This is a genomic window from Bacteroidota bacterium, assembly GCA_018692315.1.
In the GTDB taxonomy this organism is placed as follows: Bacteria; Bacteroidota; Bacteroidia; order Bacteroidales; family JABHKC01; genus JABHKC01.
Genome location: JABHKC010000057.1, coordinates 18,003 through 39,327 on the forward strand (window position 1 = coordinate 18,003; position 21,325 = coordinate 39,327).

14 protein-coding genes and 1 pseudogene are annotated in these 21,325 nt (G+C 30.9%); 11 read left to right on the top strand and 4 right to left on the bottom strand.

All coding sequences use genetic code 11. The features are described 5' to 3' along the window. Window positions 1-61: 61 nt before the first annotated feature. Complete coding sequence (locus HN894_04935; protein ID MBT7142663.1) at window positions 62-2,506, top strand: YfhO family protein; 2,445 nt, start codon at window positions 62-64, stop codon at window positions 2,504-2,506. Further along, entirely contained in the window at window positions 2,503-3,801 is a 1,299-nt protein-coding gene (locus HN894_04940) for a glycosyltransferase (protein ID MBT7142664.1), read from the top strand. Before HN894_04935 ends, HN894_04940 begins: the two co-directional genes overlap by 4 nt. Here the strand turns inward: HN894_04940 and HN894_04945 are convergent. Both HN894_04945 and HN894_04950 read right to left on the bottom strand, forming a co-directional pair. After that, window positions 3,798-4,292, bottom strand: coding sequence for an HAD-IIIA family hydrolase (locus HN894_04945; GenBank protein ID MBT7142665.1), 495 nt, complete (start codon window positions 4,290-4,292; stop codon window positions 3,798-3,800). The two genes, HN894_04940 and HN894_04945, sit on opposite strands and share 4 nt — an antisense overlap. After that, the gene (locus tag HN894_04950) at window positions 4,282-5,058 is read right to left on the bottom strand and encodes a DUF2520 domain-containing protein (protein MBT7142666.1); all 777 of its coding nucleotides are present in this window, start codon (window positions 5,056-5,058) and stop codon (window positions 4,282-4,284) included. The genes HN894_04945 and HN894_04950 overlap by 11 nt, the downstream gene beginning before the upstream one ends. 144 nt (window positions 5,059-5,202) lie before the next feature. Here HN894_04950 and radA point away from each other — a divergent pair, with 144 nt between their 5' ends. Together radA and HN894_04960 are read left to right on the top strand one after the other, a co-directional pair. Then, window positions 5,203-6,558 carry a DNA repair protein RadA gene (gene radA, locus HN894_04955; protein MBT7142667.1) on the top strand — a complete coding sequence of 452 codons (1,356 nt, stop codon included), beginning with the start codon at window positions 5,203-5,205 and terminating at the stop codon, window positions 6,556-6,558. Window positions 6,559-6,740: 182 nt separating this feature from the next. Beyond that, window positions 6,741-7,865, top strand: a pseudogene (locus HN894_04960) (ATP-binding protein). A gap of 11 nt (window positions 7,866-7,876) precedes the next feature. On the opposite strand, the gene HN894_04965 reads toward HN894_04960, so the two are convergent. Further along, window positions 7,877-9,829, bottom strand: a complete 1,953-nt coding sequence (locus HN894_04965; protein MBT7142668.1) for a tetratricopeptide repeat protein — start codon at window positions 9,827-9,829, stop codon at window positions 7,877-7,879. A 43-nt stretch (window positions 9,830-9,872) separates the two neighbouring features. Continuing rightward, window positions 9,873-10,883: a class I SAM-dependent methyltransferase gene (locus tag HN894_04970; protein MBT7142669.1), complete on the bottom strand. Its 1,011-nt coding sequence runs from the start codon at window positions 10,881-10,883 to the stop codon at window positions 9,873-9,875. A gap of 108 nt (window positions 10,884-10,991) precedes the next feature. Here HN894_04970 and HN894_04975 point away from each other — a divergent pair, with 108 nt between their 5' ends. The 7 genes from HN894_04975 to HN894_05005 all read left to right on the top strand — a co-directional run bounded on the left by HN894_04975 (window position 10,992) and on the right by HN894_05005 (window position 21,304). Then, on the top strand, window positions 10,992-12,224 hold the full coding sequence (locus tag HN894_04975) for a spore maturation protein (GenBank protein MBT7142670.1): 1,233 nt from the start codon (window positions 10,992-10,994) through the stop codon (window positions 12,222-12,224). Window positions 12,225-12,233: 9 nt separating this feature from the next. Further along, window positions 12,234-13,769: a polyamine aminopropyltransferase gene (locus HN894_04980; protein MBT7142671.1), complete on the top strand. Its 1,536-nt coding sequence runs from the start codon at window positions 12,234-12,236 to the stop codon at window positions 13,767-13,769. A 457-nt stretch (window positions 13,770-14,226) separates the two neighbouring features. After that, window positions 14,227-15,228, top strand: coding sequence for a quinolinate synthase NadA (nadA, locus tag HN894_04985; GenBank protein MBT7142672.1), 1,002 nt, complete (start codon window positions 14,227-14,229; stop codon window positions 15,226-15,228). A gap of 59 nt (window positions 15,229-15,287) precedes the next feature. After that, window positions 15,288-15,857, top strand: coding sequence for a 3'-5' exonuclease domain-containing protein 2 (locus HN894_04990; protein ID MBT7142673.1), 570 nt, complete (start codon window positions 15,288-15,290; stop codon window positions 15,855-15,857). 44 nt (window positions 15,858-15,901) lie between these two features. Then, window positions 15,902-17,776 (top strand): tRNA uridine-5-carboxymethylaminomethyl(34) synthesis enzyme MnmG, encoded by a 1,875-nt coding sequence (gene mnmG / locus HN894_04995; protein MBT7142674.1) that lies wholly within the window; start codon window positions 15,902-15,904, stop codon window positions 17,774-17,776. Window positions 17,777-17,850: 74 nt separating this feature from the next. Continuing rightward, complete coding sequence (gene ade / locus HN894_05000) at window positions 17,851-19,494, top strand: adenine deaminase (protein ID MBT7142675.1); 1,644 nt, start codon at window positions 17,851-17,853, stop codon at window positions 19,492-19,494. Continuing rightward, entirely contained in the window at window positions 19,484-21,304 is a 1,821-nt protein-coding gene (locus HN894_05005; GenBank protein ID MBT7142676.1) for an excinuclease ABC subunit C, read from the top strand. The genes ade and HN894_05005 overlap by 11 nt, the downstream gene beginning before the upstream one ends. Window positions 21,305-21,325: the final 21 nt, after the last annotated feature.

The window sequence follows — 21,325 nt, forward strand, 5'->3', positions numbered from 1 at the left end:
TTAATGAGTTTTCACAGAAAAACACAATTGTTTGAAAATAAATAAACTATAAGATATTCAAATGAAAAAATCAATAATTAAACCCCTACTCCCATTTCTAATTTCGATAATCATATTTCTGTTGATTTCAGTAATATATTTCAATCCTATTTTGCAAGGAAAAAGGCTGAAACAAGGCGATATTGTAAATTGGCAAGGTGCTGCACAAGAAATTGTTGAACATAGAAACGAAACGGGTGAAGAGCCCCTTTGGACAAATTCAATGTTCGGAGGAATGCCATCTTTCCAAATCTCTACACTTTACCCTTCAAATCTTGTGAAATACGTCGATAGGTTTGTTTTTCGTCTAAACCTTCCTCGCCCAGCCGACTATATTTTTTTATACTTTATAGGTTTTTTTATAATGCTAATATTGCTGCGGGTAAATCCGTGGTTAAGTTTTGTAGGAGCACTTGCATTTGCATTTTCTTCATACTTTTTTATAATTATCGAAGCCGGACACAATTCAAAAGCTCATGCAATTGGCTATTTTGCACCAGTTATTGGTAGCATTATTTATACCTACAGAGGAAAATATCTGCTCGGAGGAGTTCTTACGGCATTGTTTTTATCTCTCGAAATTCAAACAAATCACTTACAAATAACTTATTATCTTCTACTTACAGTTATTATTTACGGTATTTCTGAATTAATTTTTCAGATTAGAGAAAAACAAATTGCAAATTTTATAAAAGCAACATTTGTATTGGTAGCCGCAGCGCTTCTTGCAGTGGGTCCAAACATTTCAAATTTGCTTGTAACTCAGGAATATGGAAAATATTCTACCAGAGGAAAATCTGAATTGACTTCCGATAAAGAAAATAAAACCTCAGGATTAGACCGCGATTATGTTACAGGCTGGAGCTATGGAATTGCCGAAACCGGAACTTTTATAATACCAAATTTTATGGGAGGTTCGTCTCACGAAGAGCTAAGCCAAAAATCTGCAACCTACAATCTTCTAAAACAAAACAATGTCCCAAATGCAAAGAAAATAATTAAACAAATGCCATTGTATTGGGGAGATCAACCATTTACATCAGGTCCGGTTTATGTTGGAGCTTTCATATTTTTCTTTTTTGTTTTAGGATTATTTATTGTGAACGGCAGATACAAATGGTGGATACTTGCTGCAACAGTTCTATCATTATTTCTTGGATGGGGGCATAATTTTATGGCTTTCACCAATTTTTTTCTCGACTATATTCCAGGCTATAACAAGTTTCGTTCGGTAACGATGATATTGATAATTGCAGAATTCACGATTCCGCTTCTTGCAATTTTTGCAATAAAAGAATTGTTTGAGCTGCATAAAAACAAAAAAGAATTGTTTAAAAAAATACAATTGGCATTTTTTATATCAGGAGGAATTAGTTTTATTTTCATTGTAATTCCGGGGGTATTTTTCGATTTCAGCGGAAACAACGATTCGCAACTCCCCGATTGGCTTATTGATGCATTCCGTTCCGACAGAGAATCAGCCCTTAGAATGGATGCTCTGCGTTCGTTCTTTTTTATAACAATTGCCGGTTTGATTAGTTGGGTTATTATCAATAAAAAACTAAAAACACAATATATCTATTTAATAATTATTGCAGCAGTAATGATTGATATGGTACCGATTGACTGGCGATATTTAGATCATTCAAATTTTACATCTCCTAAAAAAGTAGCTACACCTTATCAAGCAACCCAGGCAGATGTTGCAATTCTTCAAGATACCGACCCAAATTTTAGAGTTTTTAATCTTGCAGTAAATACTTTTAACGATGGCAGTTGTTCTTATTTTCACAAATCAATTGGTGGCTACCATGGAGCTAAACTTAAGAAATATCAGGAATTAATTGAGTTTCAAATAAGCAAGCAAAATATGTCAGTTTTGAATATGCTAAACACAAAATACTTTATAGTTGCCGATAAAAAAACAAAACAGCCTACTGCTCAACGAAATCCAGGAGCACTCGGGAATGCCTGGTTTGTTCAGCAAATAAAATTTGTTGCAAATGCCGACAAAGAAATGGCTGCTTTGAACGATTTTAATCCTTCGTATATGGCAATTGTTGATGTTCGTTACAAAAATCAAATTCAAGATTTTAAACCTGAATTAGATGCAAACGCTACTATAAAATTAACAGACTATAAGCCAAACTATTTAGTTTATGAATCGAAAACAAGTAGCGAGCAATTTGCAGTATTTTCGGAAATATATTACGACAAAGGTTGGAATGTGTACATAGATGAAGCTCCTGCTGAATATATAAGAAGCAATTATCTTTTGCGAGCTATGAAAATTCCTGAAGGAAATCACAAAATTGAATTCAAGTTTGAACCAAAATCATATTTTATTGGCGAAAAAATTGCCTTGATTAGTTCATTGGTTTTATTTCTGGCAGTTGTTGCGGGCTTGTTGTTTGAGATTAGAAAGTATTTGAAATCAGAAGAAGCATCAGTTTCAAACTTCAAATGAAAAAAGTCCTAATAATTTCATACTATTGGCCTCCAAGTGGAGGAGCAGGAGTTCAGCGTTGGTTGAAGTTTGTAAAATACCTTAGCCATTTCGGCTGGAAACCAATAATTTATACACCCAAAAATCCTGAATATCCCTCTGTAGATAATTCTTTGCAGAAAGATGTTCCCAAAAATATTGAGATTTTAACAAAAGAAATATTTGAGCCTTATTCAGCCTACAAAAAATTTCTTGGGAAAAGTAAAGATGAAAAAATAAACGCCGGTTTTCTTTCCGAAGAAAAAAAAAACAAGACAAGCGAAAATATTGCAGTTTGGATTAGAGGAAATTTTTTTATTCCAGATGCAAGAATGTTTTGGATAAAACCTTCTGTGAAGTTTTTGTCGGAATATTTACAAAAAAATCATATTGATGCAATTGTTTCAACTGGTCCCCCTCATAGTATGCACATGATTGCCAATGAGATAAAAAAGAAGTTTAACATTCCCTGGCTTGCCGATTTTCGCGATCCATGGACAAATATCGATTTCTATAAAGACCTTAAACTTACGAAATGGGCAGACAGAAAACATCACCGGCTTGAGCAAAAAGTTTTGAAAAATGCAAACCGTATAGTTGTAATTAGCAATTATATGGCTCAAGATATGAACTTTCTACACAACAGGAATTACAATGTAGTTACCAATGGTTTCGATTTTGACGATGTATCGAAAATACCGGAACTACCGGACAAAAAGTTCTCAATTTCGCATATAGGTTCTATGGTTAGAACCCGCAATCCAGAAATATTATGGAAAGCACTTGAGTCGCTTGTTAGCGAAAATCTGATTTCGAAATCGCATTTAGAGATTAAACTTGTTGGCAAAGTCGATTTTTCGATTATCGAAGATTTAAAGAAATATAATTTATTCGATTTTTTAAACAGAATAGATTATCTGCCACATCAGGAAGTAGGAAAAGTTCAGCAACAGTCGCAGGTACTTTTGCTCGTTGTGAACAAAACCCCAAATGCAAAAATGATACTTACCGGAAAATTTTTCGAATATCTTTCGGCCAAACGTCCAATATTGTGTATTGGACCCGAAGATGGGGAAGTAGCCAAAATCCTTGAAGAGACTAATTCTGGAATTTTATGTGATTATGAAGATTTTGAAAAAACCAGAAAGAGCATCTTGCATTTCTACAAACTGTATTTAAAAAACAATCTTAAATCAGAAAGTAAAGCTATAGACCAGTTTTCGAGAAAAGAGTTATGCAAATCTATTTGCAATATACTGGATGAAATGATAAACTAAACAGTTTTTACCCATTTTCCCTGCTCTTTCAAAACCATTTCTAAAACTTCTCTAACGCAAGCATTGCCTCCCTCTTTCTGCGAAATGTATTTTGACACAGCCTTTATTTCTGCTACCGCATCGGCAGGGCAAACTGCAAAACCTACAGTTTTCATTACTTCCAAATCGGGAATATCGTCGCCCATATATAATATTTCGCTGTCTTTCAAACTATATTTGTGTTTGAAATCTTCATAATCGTCCATCTTGTTTTCAGACTTGATGTAAACATCATTTATTCCAAGATTATTAAATCTAATCCTCACCGATTCTGAAAATCCGCCGGTGATTATAGCAATTGGAAATCCTTGTTCCGATGCATATTTCAAGGCAAATCCATCTTTCACACTCATTGTTCTCATCATTTCGCCACTTGGGTGAAGATAAACATTGTTGGTCGAGAAAACTCCATCTACATCAAATACTAATGCTTTTACGTTTTTAAATTCCATTTTTTTGATTTATAATTTTTTCTGACAAAAACTTGTATGTTTCGTAATACTCAGGAAATTTTTTAAGAATTTGAAGATGACTATTTATAGTTTTTTCATCACCTCTAAAAGCCGGACCTGTCTGCATTTTAGTCGGACTTTCGTTTTCAATTTTCGAAACAGTTTCGCGAATAAGTGGTTTCAAAATATCGAAATTTAAGTTGCTGCAATTCAGAATGCTTTCGGAAACTACAAACATATGATTCGCAAAATTGCATACAAAAACTGCTGCAAGGTGTATTTTTTTTCTTTCTTCCGAAGAAATATATTTTACATTTTCTGAAATTTTGCTTGCAATATCCCACAGCAAGTTTTTGATTTCTGTGGAATTTGCTTCAATACAAATTGGTATTTCCCCAAAATTCGGTCTTTTGTTTTTAGCAAAAGTCTGTAGCGGATAAAAAACTCCATAATCATTTGCAAACCCGTTGAAAATATCAATTCCGACACTTCCGGCAGTATGCACCAAGATTTTATTTTTAAAAGGCAATTTCTCTAAAATTGTGGCTATAGCATCGTCAGCAACTGCAAAAAAATACAAGTCGGCCGAATTATCAATTTTTTCAATTTCGGTGGTGAAATTTGTTTCTAATTTTTCTGCCAAAGTTTTTGCCGACATTTCGCTTCGGCTAACAACCTGCACAATTTCGTAAGCTGCTTCCTGAAGTCTCAGCGAAAGCTGGCTTGCGAGATTCCCGGCACCTATTAAAACAATTTTATTTTTCATTATTTTTGAAATTCTTTTCATACAAAACTAAAAAATTATAGTGAATGCTTTGATAAAAATAAAATCAACATAAATAAAATCAGGTATATTCTACAAAGTCGTCTGCTAACAAATTTTTGTAATTTTGCTGAAAAATAATTTTAAATGAAAAAACAAAAAACCTCCTTTTTCTGTCAAAATTGTGGAGTAGAATCTCTAAAATGGGTTGGGAAATGTCCATCGTGCAACGAGTGGAATACATTTATTGAAGAAAAAGTTATAAAAGAAAAAACGCAATCGAATTCGAAAAATACAAAGACAAAACCAGAATTAATTTCAAATATTAGCTCTTTGGGCGAAGAAAGAATTGATACCAAAATAAACGAACTAAATTTAATTTTGGGAGGAGGTCTCGTCTCCGGTTCTTTGGTTTTGATTGGAGGAGAACCCGGAATTGGGAAATCTACTTTGGTCCTCCAACTTGCGTTGAGCATGAAAGAACATAAAATACTCTACGTTTCTGGCGAAGAAAGCCCGAATCAAATAAAACTTCGTGCTGATAGATTGAATATCCCGAATGAGAATTGTTTTATCCTTGCCGAAACATTTTTAGATAATATTTTCTCTCATATACAAAATCTTGAACCTCAAATAATTATAGTAGATTCTATTCAAACAATATACTCGAGCAAACTCGAATCTTCGCCTGGCAGTGTTTCTCAAATTCGTGAATGCACGGCCGAAATTCTCGAATTTGCAAAAAAATCTAATACTCCGGTTTTGCTCGTTGGGCATATTACTAAAGATGGAGCCATTGCCGGACCAAAAGTTTTAGAGCATATTGTCGATACTGTTTTGCAATTTGAAGGCGACCATAACAATCTGTACAGAATTCTGCGAGCCACGAAAAACCGATTTGGCTCTACTTCTGAATTAGGGATTTTTGAGATGCAAAATTCTGGTTTGCGAGAAGTATCTAATCCTTCGGAAATGCTGCTTTCGCAAAATTCCGAAAAACTTAGCGGAACAGCTATAGCTTCTTCAATTGAGGGAATCAGACCTTTTCTAATTGAAATTCAGGCATTGGTGAGTACGGCAGCCTATGGTACACCTCAACGTTCTTCTACCGGTTTCGATTTGCGAAGACTAAATATGCTACTTGCTGTTCTCGAAAAAAGGGCAGGATTCAGACTTTCGTCAAAAGACGTGTTTTTGAATATTGCCGGTGGACTAAAAGTAAATGATCCGGCAAACGATTTGGCTGTGATTGTTGCAATTATGTCATCGAACCTCGATATTCCTATCGAAAAAGATATTTGTTTTGCCGCCGAAATTGGTTTAACCGGCGAAATTAGGCCAGTAAGCCGAATTGATCAAAGAATTGCTGAAGCAGAAAAATTGGGATTCAAAAAAATATTTATTTCAAAATACAATGAAAAAAACATCGCATCCGCTAAATACAAAATCCAAACTATTTTTGTTGGGAAGGTTGAGGATGTTTTTAAGCAATTGTATAGTTAATGGCTTTACTCAACCATAAATCTGCAAGCAGATTCTTCTTATCCACGAATTACGCAAATTTCACTAATTTTTATTCACTTTATTGAGTTGTGATAAAATGTCTATTTTTCTGATTTATTAGCACTAATATATACCCTTGCGGATTTTAGGCTCAAAATAATATTTTTATAAATGACGGCATTATGAAATATTTAGTAAGAAAATCTTCGCAAAATATAATGAAAAAAATACAAGCAAACAATAGTTTTGGGTGCACGTAGGGTGGGAAAAACAGTTTTAATAAAAATATATTATCACAAATAAACGAGCGGGTTTTAATCCTTAATGGAGAAGATATTAATGTACACGACAAACTTTCCGTTTGAACTGTAGAAAATTACAAACAAATTTTAGGCTCGCATAAACTTTTGTATATAGATGAAGCACAAAAAATACCGGATATTTGTCAGAAACTAAAATTAATGATTGATGAAATTGATGGTTTAAAAATTATTGTATCCGGTTCATCTTCGTTCGACATAAACAAAGATGTGGGTGAACCACTTACCGGCAGAAAATATTCGTTCCATCTCTATGCACTTTCTGAAGCAGAATACAATCAAACGGAAAGTAATATTTCTAAAATTGATAAAACAAAAGAAAGGCTCGTTTTTGGAAACTATCCCGAACTTTTGCATATTCCTTATAGAGAAGAAAAGAAAGATTATTTGAACGAAATGGTGAGTAGCTATCTGTTGAAAGACATTTTAGTTTATGAGAACATAAAAAATTCACAAAAAATATTTAATTTGTTACGATTGATTGCATTTCAGATTGGGGGAGAAGTTTCTATGCAAGAAATAGGGAAACAACTTGGAATAAGTAAAAATACTGTCGAAAAATATTTAGATTTGTTGAGCAAAGTTTTTATTCTTCATAAAGTTGAAGGATATAGTCGCAATCTTCGAAAAGAAATTACAAAATATTCGAGATGGTATTTTTTAGACAATGGAATAAGAAATGCTGTGATTGCAAATTTTAACTCAATTGTTTCGAGAAATGATATTGGTCAATTGTGGGAAAACTATATGATTATCGAAAGAATAAAATTCCAAAACAATAACAGGATTTCTTCAAATAATTATTTTTGGCTTACATACGATCAACAAGAAATTGATTGGGTTGAAGAGCGTGATGGGCAATTATTTGGCTATGAATTTAAATGGAATGAAACAAAGGTTAAAACTCCATAGCAATGGAAAAGTGCATATCCGGAAGCAACATTTGAAGTGATAAATTCAAATAATTTTGAAAACTGGCTCAAATAATTTTAGAACTATTATTTTGATTTAACTAAATCTTGAATCTGATTAATATAACTATCCTCAATTTTTCTACCAAGTTTTCTTGATTGAAGTGCCTGATCTAACGCTTTTTCATAGTTTTTCAATCGCAAATTGCACACCGACATATTATAATATGCCCCAGCATGTTTCGGGTTTAGCTTTAAAACAATTTCAAAATTTTTATTGGCTTCGTCAAATTCGTTTTTTTGAAAATATGCAAATCCTTTGTTCAAGTATAAATTTATATCATTCGGATTTACTCTTATCATAATATCGAAATCGGTAATTGCCTTATCGAATTCACCACTATATAAATATGCAAATGCACGATTTCCAGCAACTTTATCGATACGAGCTCCTCGCTCCAAAGCATTTTCAAAATCGACAAAAGCATCGTCATATTTTTTTAAAATCGAATTTATAATTCCTCTGTTTATGTGAGCGTTGATTTCATGAGGGCCCATTTTCACAGCCTTATCGTAACACTCGAAAGCATCTTCGTATTTTTCCTGCATTCGATAAATATTTCCCAGATTTCCCCATGTTTCGTCGTCCATCTGATTGTTTGTCATTAAAACCTGGTAATCTTTCATTGCAAGATCTGGCCTGTCGGTTTTACCATAATAATTTCCACGATTTCTATATGCCATATCTGCATCGGGATAATTTTTCAAAACATCGGTCCATAATGTTTCGCTGTTTTCCCAAACTTTAATTCTTTGGTGTGTCAGGGCAATAATAAAAACTGCATATATAATACCAATTAATACTAAAATTGATTTCATCACTTTAGCTTTTTTGCCAGTAGCAAAATCGTTTGCAGCATAAGCAATTATAAAAAATATACCTAAATATGGAATATATGTATATCTGTCGGCTATAAGTGCCTTTCCTACAGATAGAAATTGTAATACAATTGAAATTGTTGCGGCATAAAACAAAAATCCAAAAATAATTACCCGAGCATATTTTTTCGACTTAAATACAATGAGTCCTAACAAGGAAACTACAATTAATGATATAATAGGTGCCAAATAAAAAATAGTGGGTAGATAGCCACCAATTTCATCGTAGCGGGGATATGGATAAAATGTGGATAGTTCTGTTGGTACAAAAATTCGATATATATAAATATTCAAACCATAAAACCCAACTAGGAATTTTTCTACATACGAAACGGCTCCTTCTTTTGCGATAGCACCTTCCTGAATTATTATCGCAATTATTCCGAATAATAATGCTAAAACGAAAAATGGAACTTTTTCTAAAACTAATTTTGTATTGAATTTTCTTTTATAAAAATAATCGAGAAGAACTAAAACAACCGGCAATGTTACGGCCATTGGTTTCGATAATAATGATAATATGAACAAAACTATTGTGAAAATATACCATTTTGTATTTTTGTTTTCAATAAATTTCACATAAGTGATTAACGAGCCCAGAAAAAAGAGTGCATAAAGTACATCTTTTCGTTCGGCAACCCAGGCAACACTCTCGACGTGCATTGGGTGAAGTGCAAACAAAAAAGCTACGGTTGATGGTATTATTAAATTTCGTTTTGATATGAAATAAAACAAAATAAAAACTAGTACGATATTTAATAAATGAAATATATAATTTGTTGTATGATAGACTTTTGGATTAATTTTATCGTAGTTGTATTCCAGGGCATACGACAAAATTGTTAATGGATGATAATTCATAAAGTAGGGCTCGCTAAAAATCTTTATAATATTTTCGAACGACAAATCCTGAATTATTTCGCTTTCGGTAACATATCTTGGGTCGTCCCAGTTTGTAAATCCATTTTTTAATGAAGGATAAAAAACTATTGCTGAAATAATTACAATAATTGCAACAATTATAAAATGTTTATAATTTTGTTTGGTTCGAGTTTTCTTTAGCTGCGAAGGTTTTTTTAATTGCTTTTTTGCTTTTTTCATTTTTATTATTTTCTACAAATACTGAAATTCAATATCAAAAATTTCAATCAATTTTCCTAAAAGTAAATTCAACAGTAGCTCCTTTTTTCATCCAACTCATAAAAATATCTGTTACAATAAAAACCGGAAAGCTTACAGCAAAAAATAGTTTTTGCATTAAAATACTGAATTTTGAATATTCTTTTGCATAATCGGTATTTCCTTTTAAAAGCTCGAACAAAACCTCTCGCTTTTTCAGAAATTTGTTTAATAAACTTTGAGTCATTCCATATGGATTTTGCTCCGACGATAGATAATTTTCGCTTACTATTTCGAAACCATATTCTTTTAAAAGCTTGATGAAATCTGTTGGTTCGAAAAACAACAAATGTCGTGGAGGATCTAAATGCAGCCAATCTCCCTTAAATTTTCTACTTTGGTAGCTGTCGATATTTGGGAAAGAAATCAGAAGAATTCCATCCTTTTTTAATAATTCAGAAATAGTTTCTAAAGTTTCTTTTGGATTCGATAAATGTTCGAAAACATGAAATAATGTAACCGCATCTAAACTATTTTTATCGAAATCTGATTTTTCCAAAAAGCCAATTTTCAAATTAATTTCGGAATGTTTGGCTGCACGCTTTGCAGAGTTGCCATCTAATTCGGTACCATTGAGCCTATATTTTCCATATTTCTGCAAATACAACAAAAATCTACCATTTCCGCAACCAATGTCTAAAACATTTGCTCCCTCTTTCAAATATTTGCTCAATTTTTTAGCCCGTTTTTTTCTAAAAAAATCTAATACATTTTCTACCGAAGACGATTCGAATTTTTCGTCCTTTTCGCCATAGTACGAATCGTCATAAGCTCTTGCCAACTGTTCGTTGGTAGGTTGTGGCGACAAAAAATATGCTTTGCATTTTCTACATTTATGAATATGAAATGTATCTTCAAATATGTCTTTTGTGCTATAAAGTTTTTCAGAATTCTGGCTTTTACAATATACGCAAATACTATGATTTTCTACCATGAAATATTTTGATTTTATTATCAATTTCAATTTATTTGGCAAAAATATATATTTTTATGAATATAGAAATACTGTTTAAATTAGAGTATTTTTACATTTTTTATTGCAATAAGCAAAGTTAAAAATTGGTTTTTCTGTTGTAGTTCTAAAATGGCACTAAATTATATCTGGATATTCTTTTTTGTAGTAGCATTTATTACTGGCTTGATAAAACTTATATTTTTTGGAGATGTAAATGTATTTCCGGAAATGGTAAGCAGTACTTTCGATATGGCAAAAACCGGATTCGAAATATCATTATTTCTTACCGGTGTATTATCATTATGGCTTGGGCTAATGAAACTTGGAGAAAAAGGAGGAATCGTAAAAATATTCTCGAAGGTTATCGGACCATTTTTTCAAAAATTGTTTCCTGAAATTCCAAAAAATCATCCTGCAACTGGTTCGATTATGATGAATATTGCAGCTAACATGCTCGGTCTCGACAATGCTGCAACTCCTATTGGCTTAAAAGCCATGAAAGAAATGCAGGAAATAAATCCTAATAAAGATACAGCTTCGAATGCTCAAATTATGTTTTTGGTTCTCAATACCTCTGGTTTAACCTTGATCCCTATAAGTATAATGGTTTACAGAACCCAACTTGGAGCTGTAGATCCCTCAGATATTTTTATACCTATTCTGCTTGCTACATATTTTTCTACTCTTGCCGGCTTAATTAGCGTTTCTATTTATCAGAAAATAAATCTTTTCAACAAAACAATTTTACTTTATCTCGGAATTCTTACGAGTATAATTGCTGGTATTATTTACTATTTTTCAAATTTACCTAAGGAAAAAATTACTGAAATTTCATCGGTCGTCAGTAATGTTTTTTTATTCTCAATAATTATGATTTTCATATTTCTGGCATTCCGGAAAAGAGTGAATGTTTACGAAACATTTATTGAGGGAGCGAAAGACGGATTCAAAATTGCTGTAACAATTATTCCATATTTAATAGCAATTTTAGTGGCAATAGGAGTTTTTAGAGCTTCGGGAGCAATGAATATTTTTATTGATGGAGTTTCCGCAGTTTTTAGTTTTTTTGGAATTAATACCGATTTTATTGCTGCTCTGCCAACCGCTCTTATGAAACCTCTTAGCGGCAGCGGAGCACGTGGAATGATGGTTGATGCAATGAACACATACGGAGCAGATTCATTCGTTGGTAGAGTAGCATCAACAGTTCAAGGAGCAACCGACACAACATTTTATATTATTGCAGTTTATTTCGGTTCTGTCGGGATAAAAAAAACCAGATATGCAATTACTTGTGGTTTGATTGCAGATTTTACAGGAATAATTGCAGCAATTATTATCGCATATTTATTTTTCCATTAAAATCAAATTTTGAAATTAAAATCAAATATTCTCAAATTTTCTCTTTTTGCAACCGGTTTGTCTGGAATTGTTGCAGAGTATATTTTGTCAACCTTGGCAACTTATTTTCTTGGAGATTCTGTTTTTCAATGGACAATGATAGTTTCTATAATGCTATTTTCTATGGGATTAGGAAGTCGTATTTCTAAGTACTTTAAAACTAATTTGTTAAGAAGTTTTTTATATATCGAATTTCTATTATCAGTTTTAGTATCATTTTCATCACTTTTTGTCTATTCTGCCTCAGCATTTTCTATTTATACAGGACTTATAATTTATACTTTAAGTATAAGTATAGGTATTTTGATAGGTATGGAAATCCCAATCGTAGTTAGATTAAACGATGAATTTGAAACCCTACGCATCAATGTTTCTTCAGTAATGGAAAAAGACTATTATGGTGCATTAGTAGGAGGATTGTTTTTTGCATTTTTTGGCTTACCATATCTTGGGCTAACTTATACTCCTTTTGTTCTTGGAATTGTAAATTTCACAGTTGCCCTCTTACTTTATTTTTTGCTTTGGAAGCAAATTCAGAAAAAAATACTAATAAATTTTCTTGCAATTTCTATTGGTTTATTGATAGTTATTGGAATATATTTCTCGCAACCTGTAATTTTATGGGGAGAACAGGTAAAATATAAAGACAAAGTAGTTTATTCCGAACAATCGAAATATCAAAAAATTGTAATTACACAATGGCAAGATAATTATTGGTTATTTCTAAATGGAAATCAACAATTTTGCACTCTTGATGAAGTAATGTATCACGAACCATTGGTTCATCCTGCTATGAAACTTTTAGTTGAGCCAAGCCATGTTTTAATTCTTGGAGGTGGCGATGGTTGTGCTGTAAGAGAAGTCCTAAAATATAATTCTGTAAAAAACATAAAATTGGTAGATTTAGATCCATCTATGACGGAACTTTCATTAAATCATCATGTTTTACTTAAGGCAAACGATTCTTCTTTACACAGCCCAAAAGTTCAGGTTTTGAACAATGATGCTTACAATTTTTTAGAAAATAATACCGAATTTTTCGACATAATAATTATTGACCTACCAGACCCAAGAACTGTTGAACTAAACAGACTTTATACATTTGAATTTTATAAAAAATGCTATAAATATCTTCGTCCTAATGGTGTTATTGTAACACAAGCCGGAAGCCCATATTATGCAACTAAAGCTTATAAATGCATTGAAAAAACTCTTCAATATTCTGGATTTTCTACTGTTCCTATTCACAATCAAATATTAACTCTCGGAGAATGGGGCTGGATAATTGGACAAAAAATAGAATCAGATAATAATATAAAAAATCATTTGCAAAATATTAGTTTTGAAGATGTTGAAACAAAATGGCTAAACAAAGAAGCAATGAAACTAATGACATCGTTTGGAAAAGATATTTTCTCAAATTCTATTGATTCTATAGAAATAAACAAAATACATAATCCTGTTCTATATAAATATTATTTGAAAGGAAATTGGAGTATTTATTAATTTTGCAAAAATAAAATATTAACATATAATTCTATAAATAAATGAATTATAAGAATAAACTATTTATTAACAATTTGTTTCAAATCTTGTTAATTACTTTTATAAATAAAATGAAAAATAAATTTTGATATTAATATTTCAATTTTGTTTATTAATTAAATATTTTGAACCAAATTTATTTATTAAAACTTAAAATAATTTTCACACATCATTTACACATTTAATGCAACAAAAATTTCAAAAAAGATATTACAAGTTTTATACTAACAAGGTGTTAAAAACTACGATATATAATTCTAATTCAAATATATACAAAATGACAATTTGTTAACATCATGTTTCAAATTCTTAATAAAATAAAAAACAATATTTTTGCAACAAAAATATTAACAGTACTAACAGTATAATAGTATTAGTAGTTTTATATATTTTTAAAATTTTAAATTAATTAAATATTATGAATGTTAATAAAGTCGAAATTCAAAAAAAAGGGTTTTTGGAAATTGATATAGATAAAAGTCTGAATTTAGTCTCCGAGATAAAAAAAATGAAAGAGGAGAAAAATGCTGTAATTTTGGCTCATTATTATCAAATCCCTGAAATTCAAGACATTGCAGACTTTGTTGGAGATAGTCTTGCACTTTCACAAAAAGCTGCAGAAACCTATGCAGATATAATTGTTTTCGCCGGCGTTCATTTCATGGCTGAAACTGCAAAAAGTCTTTCACCTGAAAAAATGGTTTTAATCCCGGATTCTAAAGCGGGTTGTTCATTAGCCGATTCTTGTCCACCAAAAGAATTTAAGGAATTTAAAGAAAAATTTCCTGAGTATAAAGTAGTTTCATATGTAAATACAACATCTGAAATAAAAGCATTGACAGATGTTGTTTGCACTTCTACAAATGCAAAACTCATAATTGATAGTTTTCCTTTGGATGAAAAAATAATTTTTGCACCAGATAGAAATCTTGGTAATTATTTGAATAGTATTACAGGACGAAATATGAAACTTTGGGATGGAGCATGCCACGTACATGAAGAATTCTCGCTTGAGAAAATTTTGGATATTAAACAAGAATATCCAAATGCTAAAATAATTGCTCATCCTGAATGTCAAAAGCAAATATTGATTGTTGCCGATTATATAGGTTCAACTTCAGGATTATTAAAATTTATTGAAAATGATGATTGCGATACATTTATAGTGGTTACAGAATCTGGTATTCTTCATCAAATGCAGAAAAGCAGACCAAACAAAAATTTTATTCCGGCTCCTCCAAACGATTCTACTTGTGCTTGCAACGATTGTAAATATATGAGATTACATACAATAGAAAAATTATATACATGCTTGAAATACGAAATTCCGGAAGTTACACTTGACGAAGAGCTTAGAAAAAAAGCTGTTAGACCAATTATTAAAATGCTTGAAATTTCAAAAAAGCAGAACAAAATATAATTTTAAAAAAACTGAAAAAAGTGTATTTAAGCAATATTTCAAATAGCGAAATAGATAAATTGGAAATATTAAAATTTGAGGGACAAATAGATGTAATTGATAATAATGAAAAATTATCAAAATCTCTGCAAGAATTAAAAAAATGCAAAATTCTTGGTTTTGATACCGAAACTAAACCAAATTTCAAAAAGGGGATAAAAAACAGAAATCATATTTCTTTAATTCAGTTGGCAAATGATAAAAAGGCATATTTGATTAGAATTAACAAAATTGGTTTTCCAAATTCGCTTTTACAAATATTGGCAGATCCAAAAATACTGAAAGTAGGGATCGGATTAAAAGATGATTTGAAAGGATTATTAGAAGTCTGTAAATTGAACAATGGTTCATCAAAAAATTGTTATATAAATTCTGATTCTTTTTTAGATATACAAAATATTGCTTGCAATTTTGGAATAGAAGCTTTAAGCCTTAAAAAGTTGAGTGCTATAGTTTTAGATTATAAAATTTCTAAATCTGCACAATTGTCTAATTGGGAAAACACTATTCTGACCAAAAAGCAACAACAATATGCAGCAATTGACGCTTTTGTTTGTTTGAAAATATATTATAAATTGTTTGATAATTAAGTTGTTACGAGTAAAATTATTTTATGCAAGAATTAAATATTTAGATGTTGTTAAAGTATGATATTATAGTTGTAGGAGCTGGACATGCTGGTTGTGAAGCAGCTGCAGCAAGTGCAAATTTAGGTTCCAAAGTATTGTTGATAACCATGGATTTAAGCAAAATTGCTCAAATGTCTTGTAATCCTGCTATTGGTGGAATAGCTAAAGGACAGATAGTTAGAGAGATAGATGCCCTTGGTGGATATACAGGAATTGTAACTGACGATACTATGATACAATTCCGTATGCTAAATAAATCGAAAGGTCCTGCAATGTGGAGTCCAAGAGCTCAAAGTGATAGGCACGAATTTTCTAAAAAATGGAGAATTGAATTAGAAGGGATTCGGAATATCGATTTTTGGCAAGATATGGTTGATAGTTTGATTTTTGATAACAATACAATTTCTGGAGTTAAAACTCGACAAGGTGTAAAGTTTTATTCAAAAGCTGTAATACTTACTAACGGAACATTTTTGAATGGATTGATGCATATTGGGAAAAATAGAGTTATTGGTGGAAGAGATTCAGAAAATTCATCTATCGGAATTAGTGAACAATTGGCGGAATATGGGATTGAATCAGGTAAAATGAAAACCGGAACTCCAGCGAGAATTGATGGTAGAACAATAGATTTTTCAAAAATGCTTGAACAAAAAGGTGATGAAGAACCATCAAAATTTTCTTTTTTGAATGACACTAAAAATATTGCTAAGCAAGAGAGCTGTTACATTACTTATACCAATGAAAATGTTCATGATATTTTAAGAGAAGGGTTTGAAGATTCTCCGCTATATAATGGAACTATACAAGGGATAGGACCACGTTATTGCCCTAGCATAGAAGACAAAATTGTTACTTTTGCTGATAGAAATAAACATCAGTTGTTTTTAGAACCGGAAGGACGAAAAACGATTGAATACTATATAAATGGATTTTCATCTTCATTGGCCTGGGATATTCAAATAAAAGCAATTAATAAAATTTATGGATTAGAGAATGCTAAAATATTTCGTCCTGGTTATGCAATTGAATACGATTATTTTTCACCAACTCAACTAAAAAGTACATTAGAAAGTAAATTCATTTCTAATTTGTTTTTTGCAGGTCAAATTAATGGTACTACTGGATATGAAGAAGCGGGAGCTCAGGGATTGATGGCCGGCATAAATGCTCATTTGTTGATAAATGAAAAAAAGGAATTTGTTTTGAAAAGAGACGAAGCCTACATAGGTGTCCTTATAGACGATTTAGTTACGAAAGGAGTTGATGAACCATACAGAATGTTCACTTCAAGAGCAGAGTATAGAATTCTTTTGAGGCAAGACAACGCTGATATTAGGCTTACCGAAAAATCTTATAAATTAGGCTTAGCAACTGAAAAGAGGTATGATATTTTAGAAAAGAAAACTAAATCAATAAATGAAATAATTGCGATTTTTAATTCATTCAGTGTAAAACCTGAAGAAATAAATAAAAAATTGAAGGAATTAAAAACTTCTGAAATTAAACAAAAAGTAAAATTAAGTAATATTATTTTGCGGCCTCAGGTTTCAATTTTAGATATTGCAAGTGTTATTTCTCCTATTCAAGAAATGATAACAAAATTGAAATCCAACTCTAATGAATATATTGAAGCTGCGGAAATATTAATGAAGTATTCAGGATATATTGATAGAGAAAGAAAAATTGCCGATAAACTAAAAAGACTTGAACATATTGAAATATCAGAGAATTTTGATTACAATAGAATATATTCTTTATCAACCGAGGCAAGGCAAAAATTAACAAAAATATTGCCAAGAACAATTGGGCAGGCAAGTAGAATTTCTGGAGTATCACCATCTGACATAAATGTGCTTTTAGTCTTTCTTGGAAGATAAACAAAATGTTCCACGTGGAACATAGGTTCAAATAATTATATATGTAATAGTTAACAAAAAAACATACTGAAATTATGAAAAATATTGAAACAATTATTTCAGGAAATATAGTTGATATTGTAAAACGAGAAATTTATAAAGGCAAAGTTTTTATTAAAAATGATAAAATAGAAAAGATAATAAAATGCGAAGTAGTTGAGAATGTCTATTTGCTACCTGGCTTAGTAGATTCTCATGTTCACATCGAAAGTTCAATGCTTACGCCGACAGAATTTGCTAAAATTGCTGTAAAACACGGAACAGTTGCAACAATTTCTGATCCTCACGAAATTGCAAATGTATTGGGAATTCAAGGTATAAATTTCATGATAGATGACATTAAGGATGTTCCATTCAAAATGTTTTTTGGAGCTCCATCGTGTGTTCCAGCAACTGATTTTGAAACTTCTGGATATAAATTGAATGATACTGATATAGACAAATTATTGTCAAGAAATGACATTTATTATTTATCTGAAATGATGAATTTTCCGGGTGTTATTTATAATGACAAAAGCGTGATTAGTAAAATTGAAAGTGCAAAAAAATATAATAAAAAAATTGATGGACATGCTCCAATGCTTTCAGGCAAAGATTTGGAAAAATATATTTATGCAGGAATAAGTACAGATCACGAATGTTCAACAATTATTGAAGCCGAAGAAAAATTGAAACTTGGAATGAAAATCCAAATTCGGGAGGGTAGTGCTGCCAAAAATTTTGAGAATCTTCATAAACTAATTGATAAGTTTCCTAATGAAATTATGCTTTGCAGTGATGATATTCATCCTGACAATTTGGTAGAGGGTCACATAAATAAATTAATAAAAAAGGGAATTGATAAGAAAATCGACATTTTTAATTTACTTCAATCGGCTACATTAAATCCAATAAAACATTACAATTTAAATATAGGATTGCTTCAGGAAGGAAATTCTGCCGATTTAATAATGATTGATAATTTGGATTCATTCTATGTTTTGAAAACTATCATTAATGGCAATATAGTTTACGAAAACGGACATTCTAAGATTGAATCGAAAAATAAAATTTCTATCAATAATTTTAATTCAAAAACTATATCGGAAGAAGATATTATCGTAGCTGCAAAATCAAAAAAAATTAGAGTAATTGAAGCAATTGACGGAGACTTATTTTCAAACGAAAAAATTTGTGAGGCAAAAATTGAAAATGAATGTGTAGTTCCAGACATAAATAATGATATACTTAAAGTTGTAGTACTTAACAGATACAAAATAGAAAAACCTATTGTAGGATTTATTTATGGATTCGGATTAAATCATGGAGCTATTGCAAGCAGTATTGCACACGATAGCCATAATATTATCGCTGTTGGAGCAGATGATACTAGTATTGTAAGAGCAATAAATACAATTGTCAATTCCAAAGGCGGAATTGTTGTTATAGATAAGAATGAAGAATTTGTGCTTCAATTGGAAATTGCCGGATTAATGTCTGCAAAAAATGGAAATGAAGTGGCTGAGAAGTATAAAAACATTGACAAAAAAGCCAAGAATTTAGGAAGCAAATTGTCCGCACCATTTATGACTTTATCGTTCATGTCATTATTGGTTATACCTAAACTAAAAATTGGAGACAAAGGATTGTTCGATGGAACTAAGTTTCAATTCACCAATATTTTTGTTGATGATGACTAACCGAAAAGCTCTTCATAAATTTAAAAATACAATACAATTCTTACCAGAAAAGCCTGGCGTTTATCAATATCTAAATAACAAATCGGAAATTATTTATATTGGGAAAGCTAAGAATTTAAAAAAGCGAGTATCCTCATATTTCAATAGAAATTCAGAAAATACTAAAACAGAAATTCTTGTTTCAAAGATATTTGAAATTAAGCATATTGTTGTAGAAACTGAGCAAGATGCCTTGTTATTAGAAAATAGTTTAATCAAAAAGTATCAGCCAAGATACAATGTTTTGCTAAAAGATGGTAAAACATTCCCATGGATTTGTATTAAAAATGAAAGATTTCCACGAGTTTTTAGTACTAGAAATTACACTAAGGATGGCTCTATTTATTTTGGTCCATACACTTCAGGAAGGTTAGTAAAAATCATTCTTGAATTATTCAAACAAATGTACAAATTGCGAAATTGTAGGTTCGATTTGTCGAAAAAAAATATTGAAGAAAAGAAGATAAAAGTTTGTTTAGAGTTTCATATAGGAAATTGTTATGCTCCTTGCATAGCAAAACAAAGCGAAGAAACTTATCTTTCTAATATTGATGAAATTAAAAACATTCTTAAGGGAAATATTTCGTCTGTAATAAAAGATTTGAAGAAAAAAATGATAATTCTTGCAGGTGAATTTGAGTTTGAATTAGCACAGGATATTAAGGAAAAAGTTAAACTCTTAGAAAATTATCAGAGCAAATCTACAGTAGTAAATCCAAATATTGATAATGTCGATGTTTTTTCAATAGTAGAAAAAGAAAATTATGCATATGTAAATTTTCTAAAAGTATTGAATGGTTCAATCATTCAGGCACATACAATTGAGTTGAAAAAAAAGCTTGATGAAACGGAAAAAGAGTTGCTATTGCTGGCCATTACTGATATAAGAAATAGGCTTTTTAGTAATTCAAAAGAAATAATCGCTCCTTTCAATTTAGATTTTTCTATTGAGAATGTGAATGTTGTAGTTCCAAAAATTGGTGATAAAAAAAAACTTTTAGATCTTTCAACTAGAAATGCTAAATATTTTTTGCATGAGAAGCAACAACAGCTTCTGGTATCAAAGCATAAATCAAGCAAGAATAGAATTCTTGAAACAATAAAAAAGGATCTTCATTTATCAGAAATTCCTGAGCAGATTGAGTGTTTTGATAATTCAAATATATCTGGCGAAAATCCTGTTGCAGCTTGCGTTGTGTTTAAAGATGCCAAACCTGCAAAAAGCGAATACCGACACTTCAATATTAAAACTGTAGAAGGAATAAATGATTTTGCCTCTATGCAAGAAATTGTTTATCGGCGCTATAAAAGATTATTGGACGAAAAGAAAAAATTACCGCAGCTCATTGTAATTGATGGCGGAAAAGGGCAGTTAAATGCTGCTTTAAACAGTCTTAGAAAATTGAACCTGCAAAATATAATTCCGGTTATTGGAATTGCGAAAAGACTTGAAGAAATATTTTTTCCAGACGATCCTATTCCATTATACTTGGATAAAACTTCTGAAACATTAAAAATTATTCAACAATTAAGAAATGAGGCTCATAGATTTGGCATTGAATTTCATAGGCAAAAACGCTCCAATAATTTCATACAGTCAGAATTATCTAATATTCAAGGAATTGGACCAAAAACTATACAAAAACTTTTGTCTAAATTTGGTTCAGTTGAAAGAATTATTAATGCAGAACCTGCTGATATTAAAGAGATTATAGGAAAGGATAAATTTGATAAGCTGGAGTTTTATTTTAAAAATAAGAAAATAGAATAAAAACAATTGTAATATATTGAC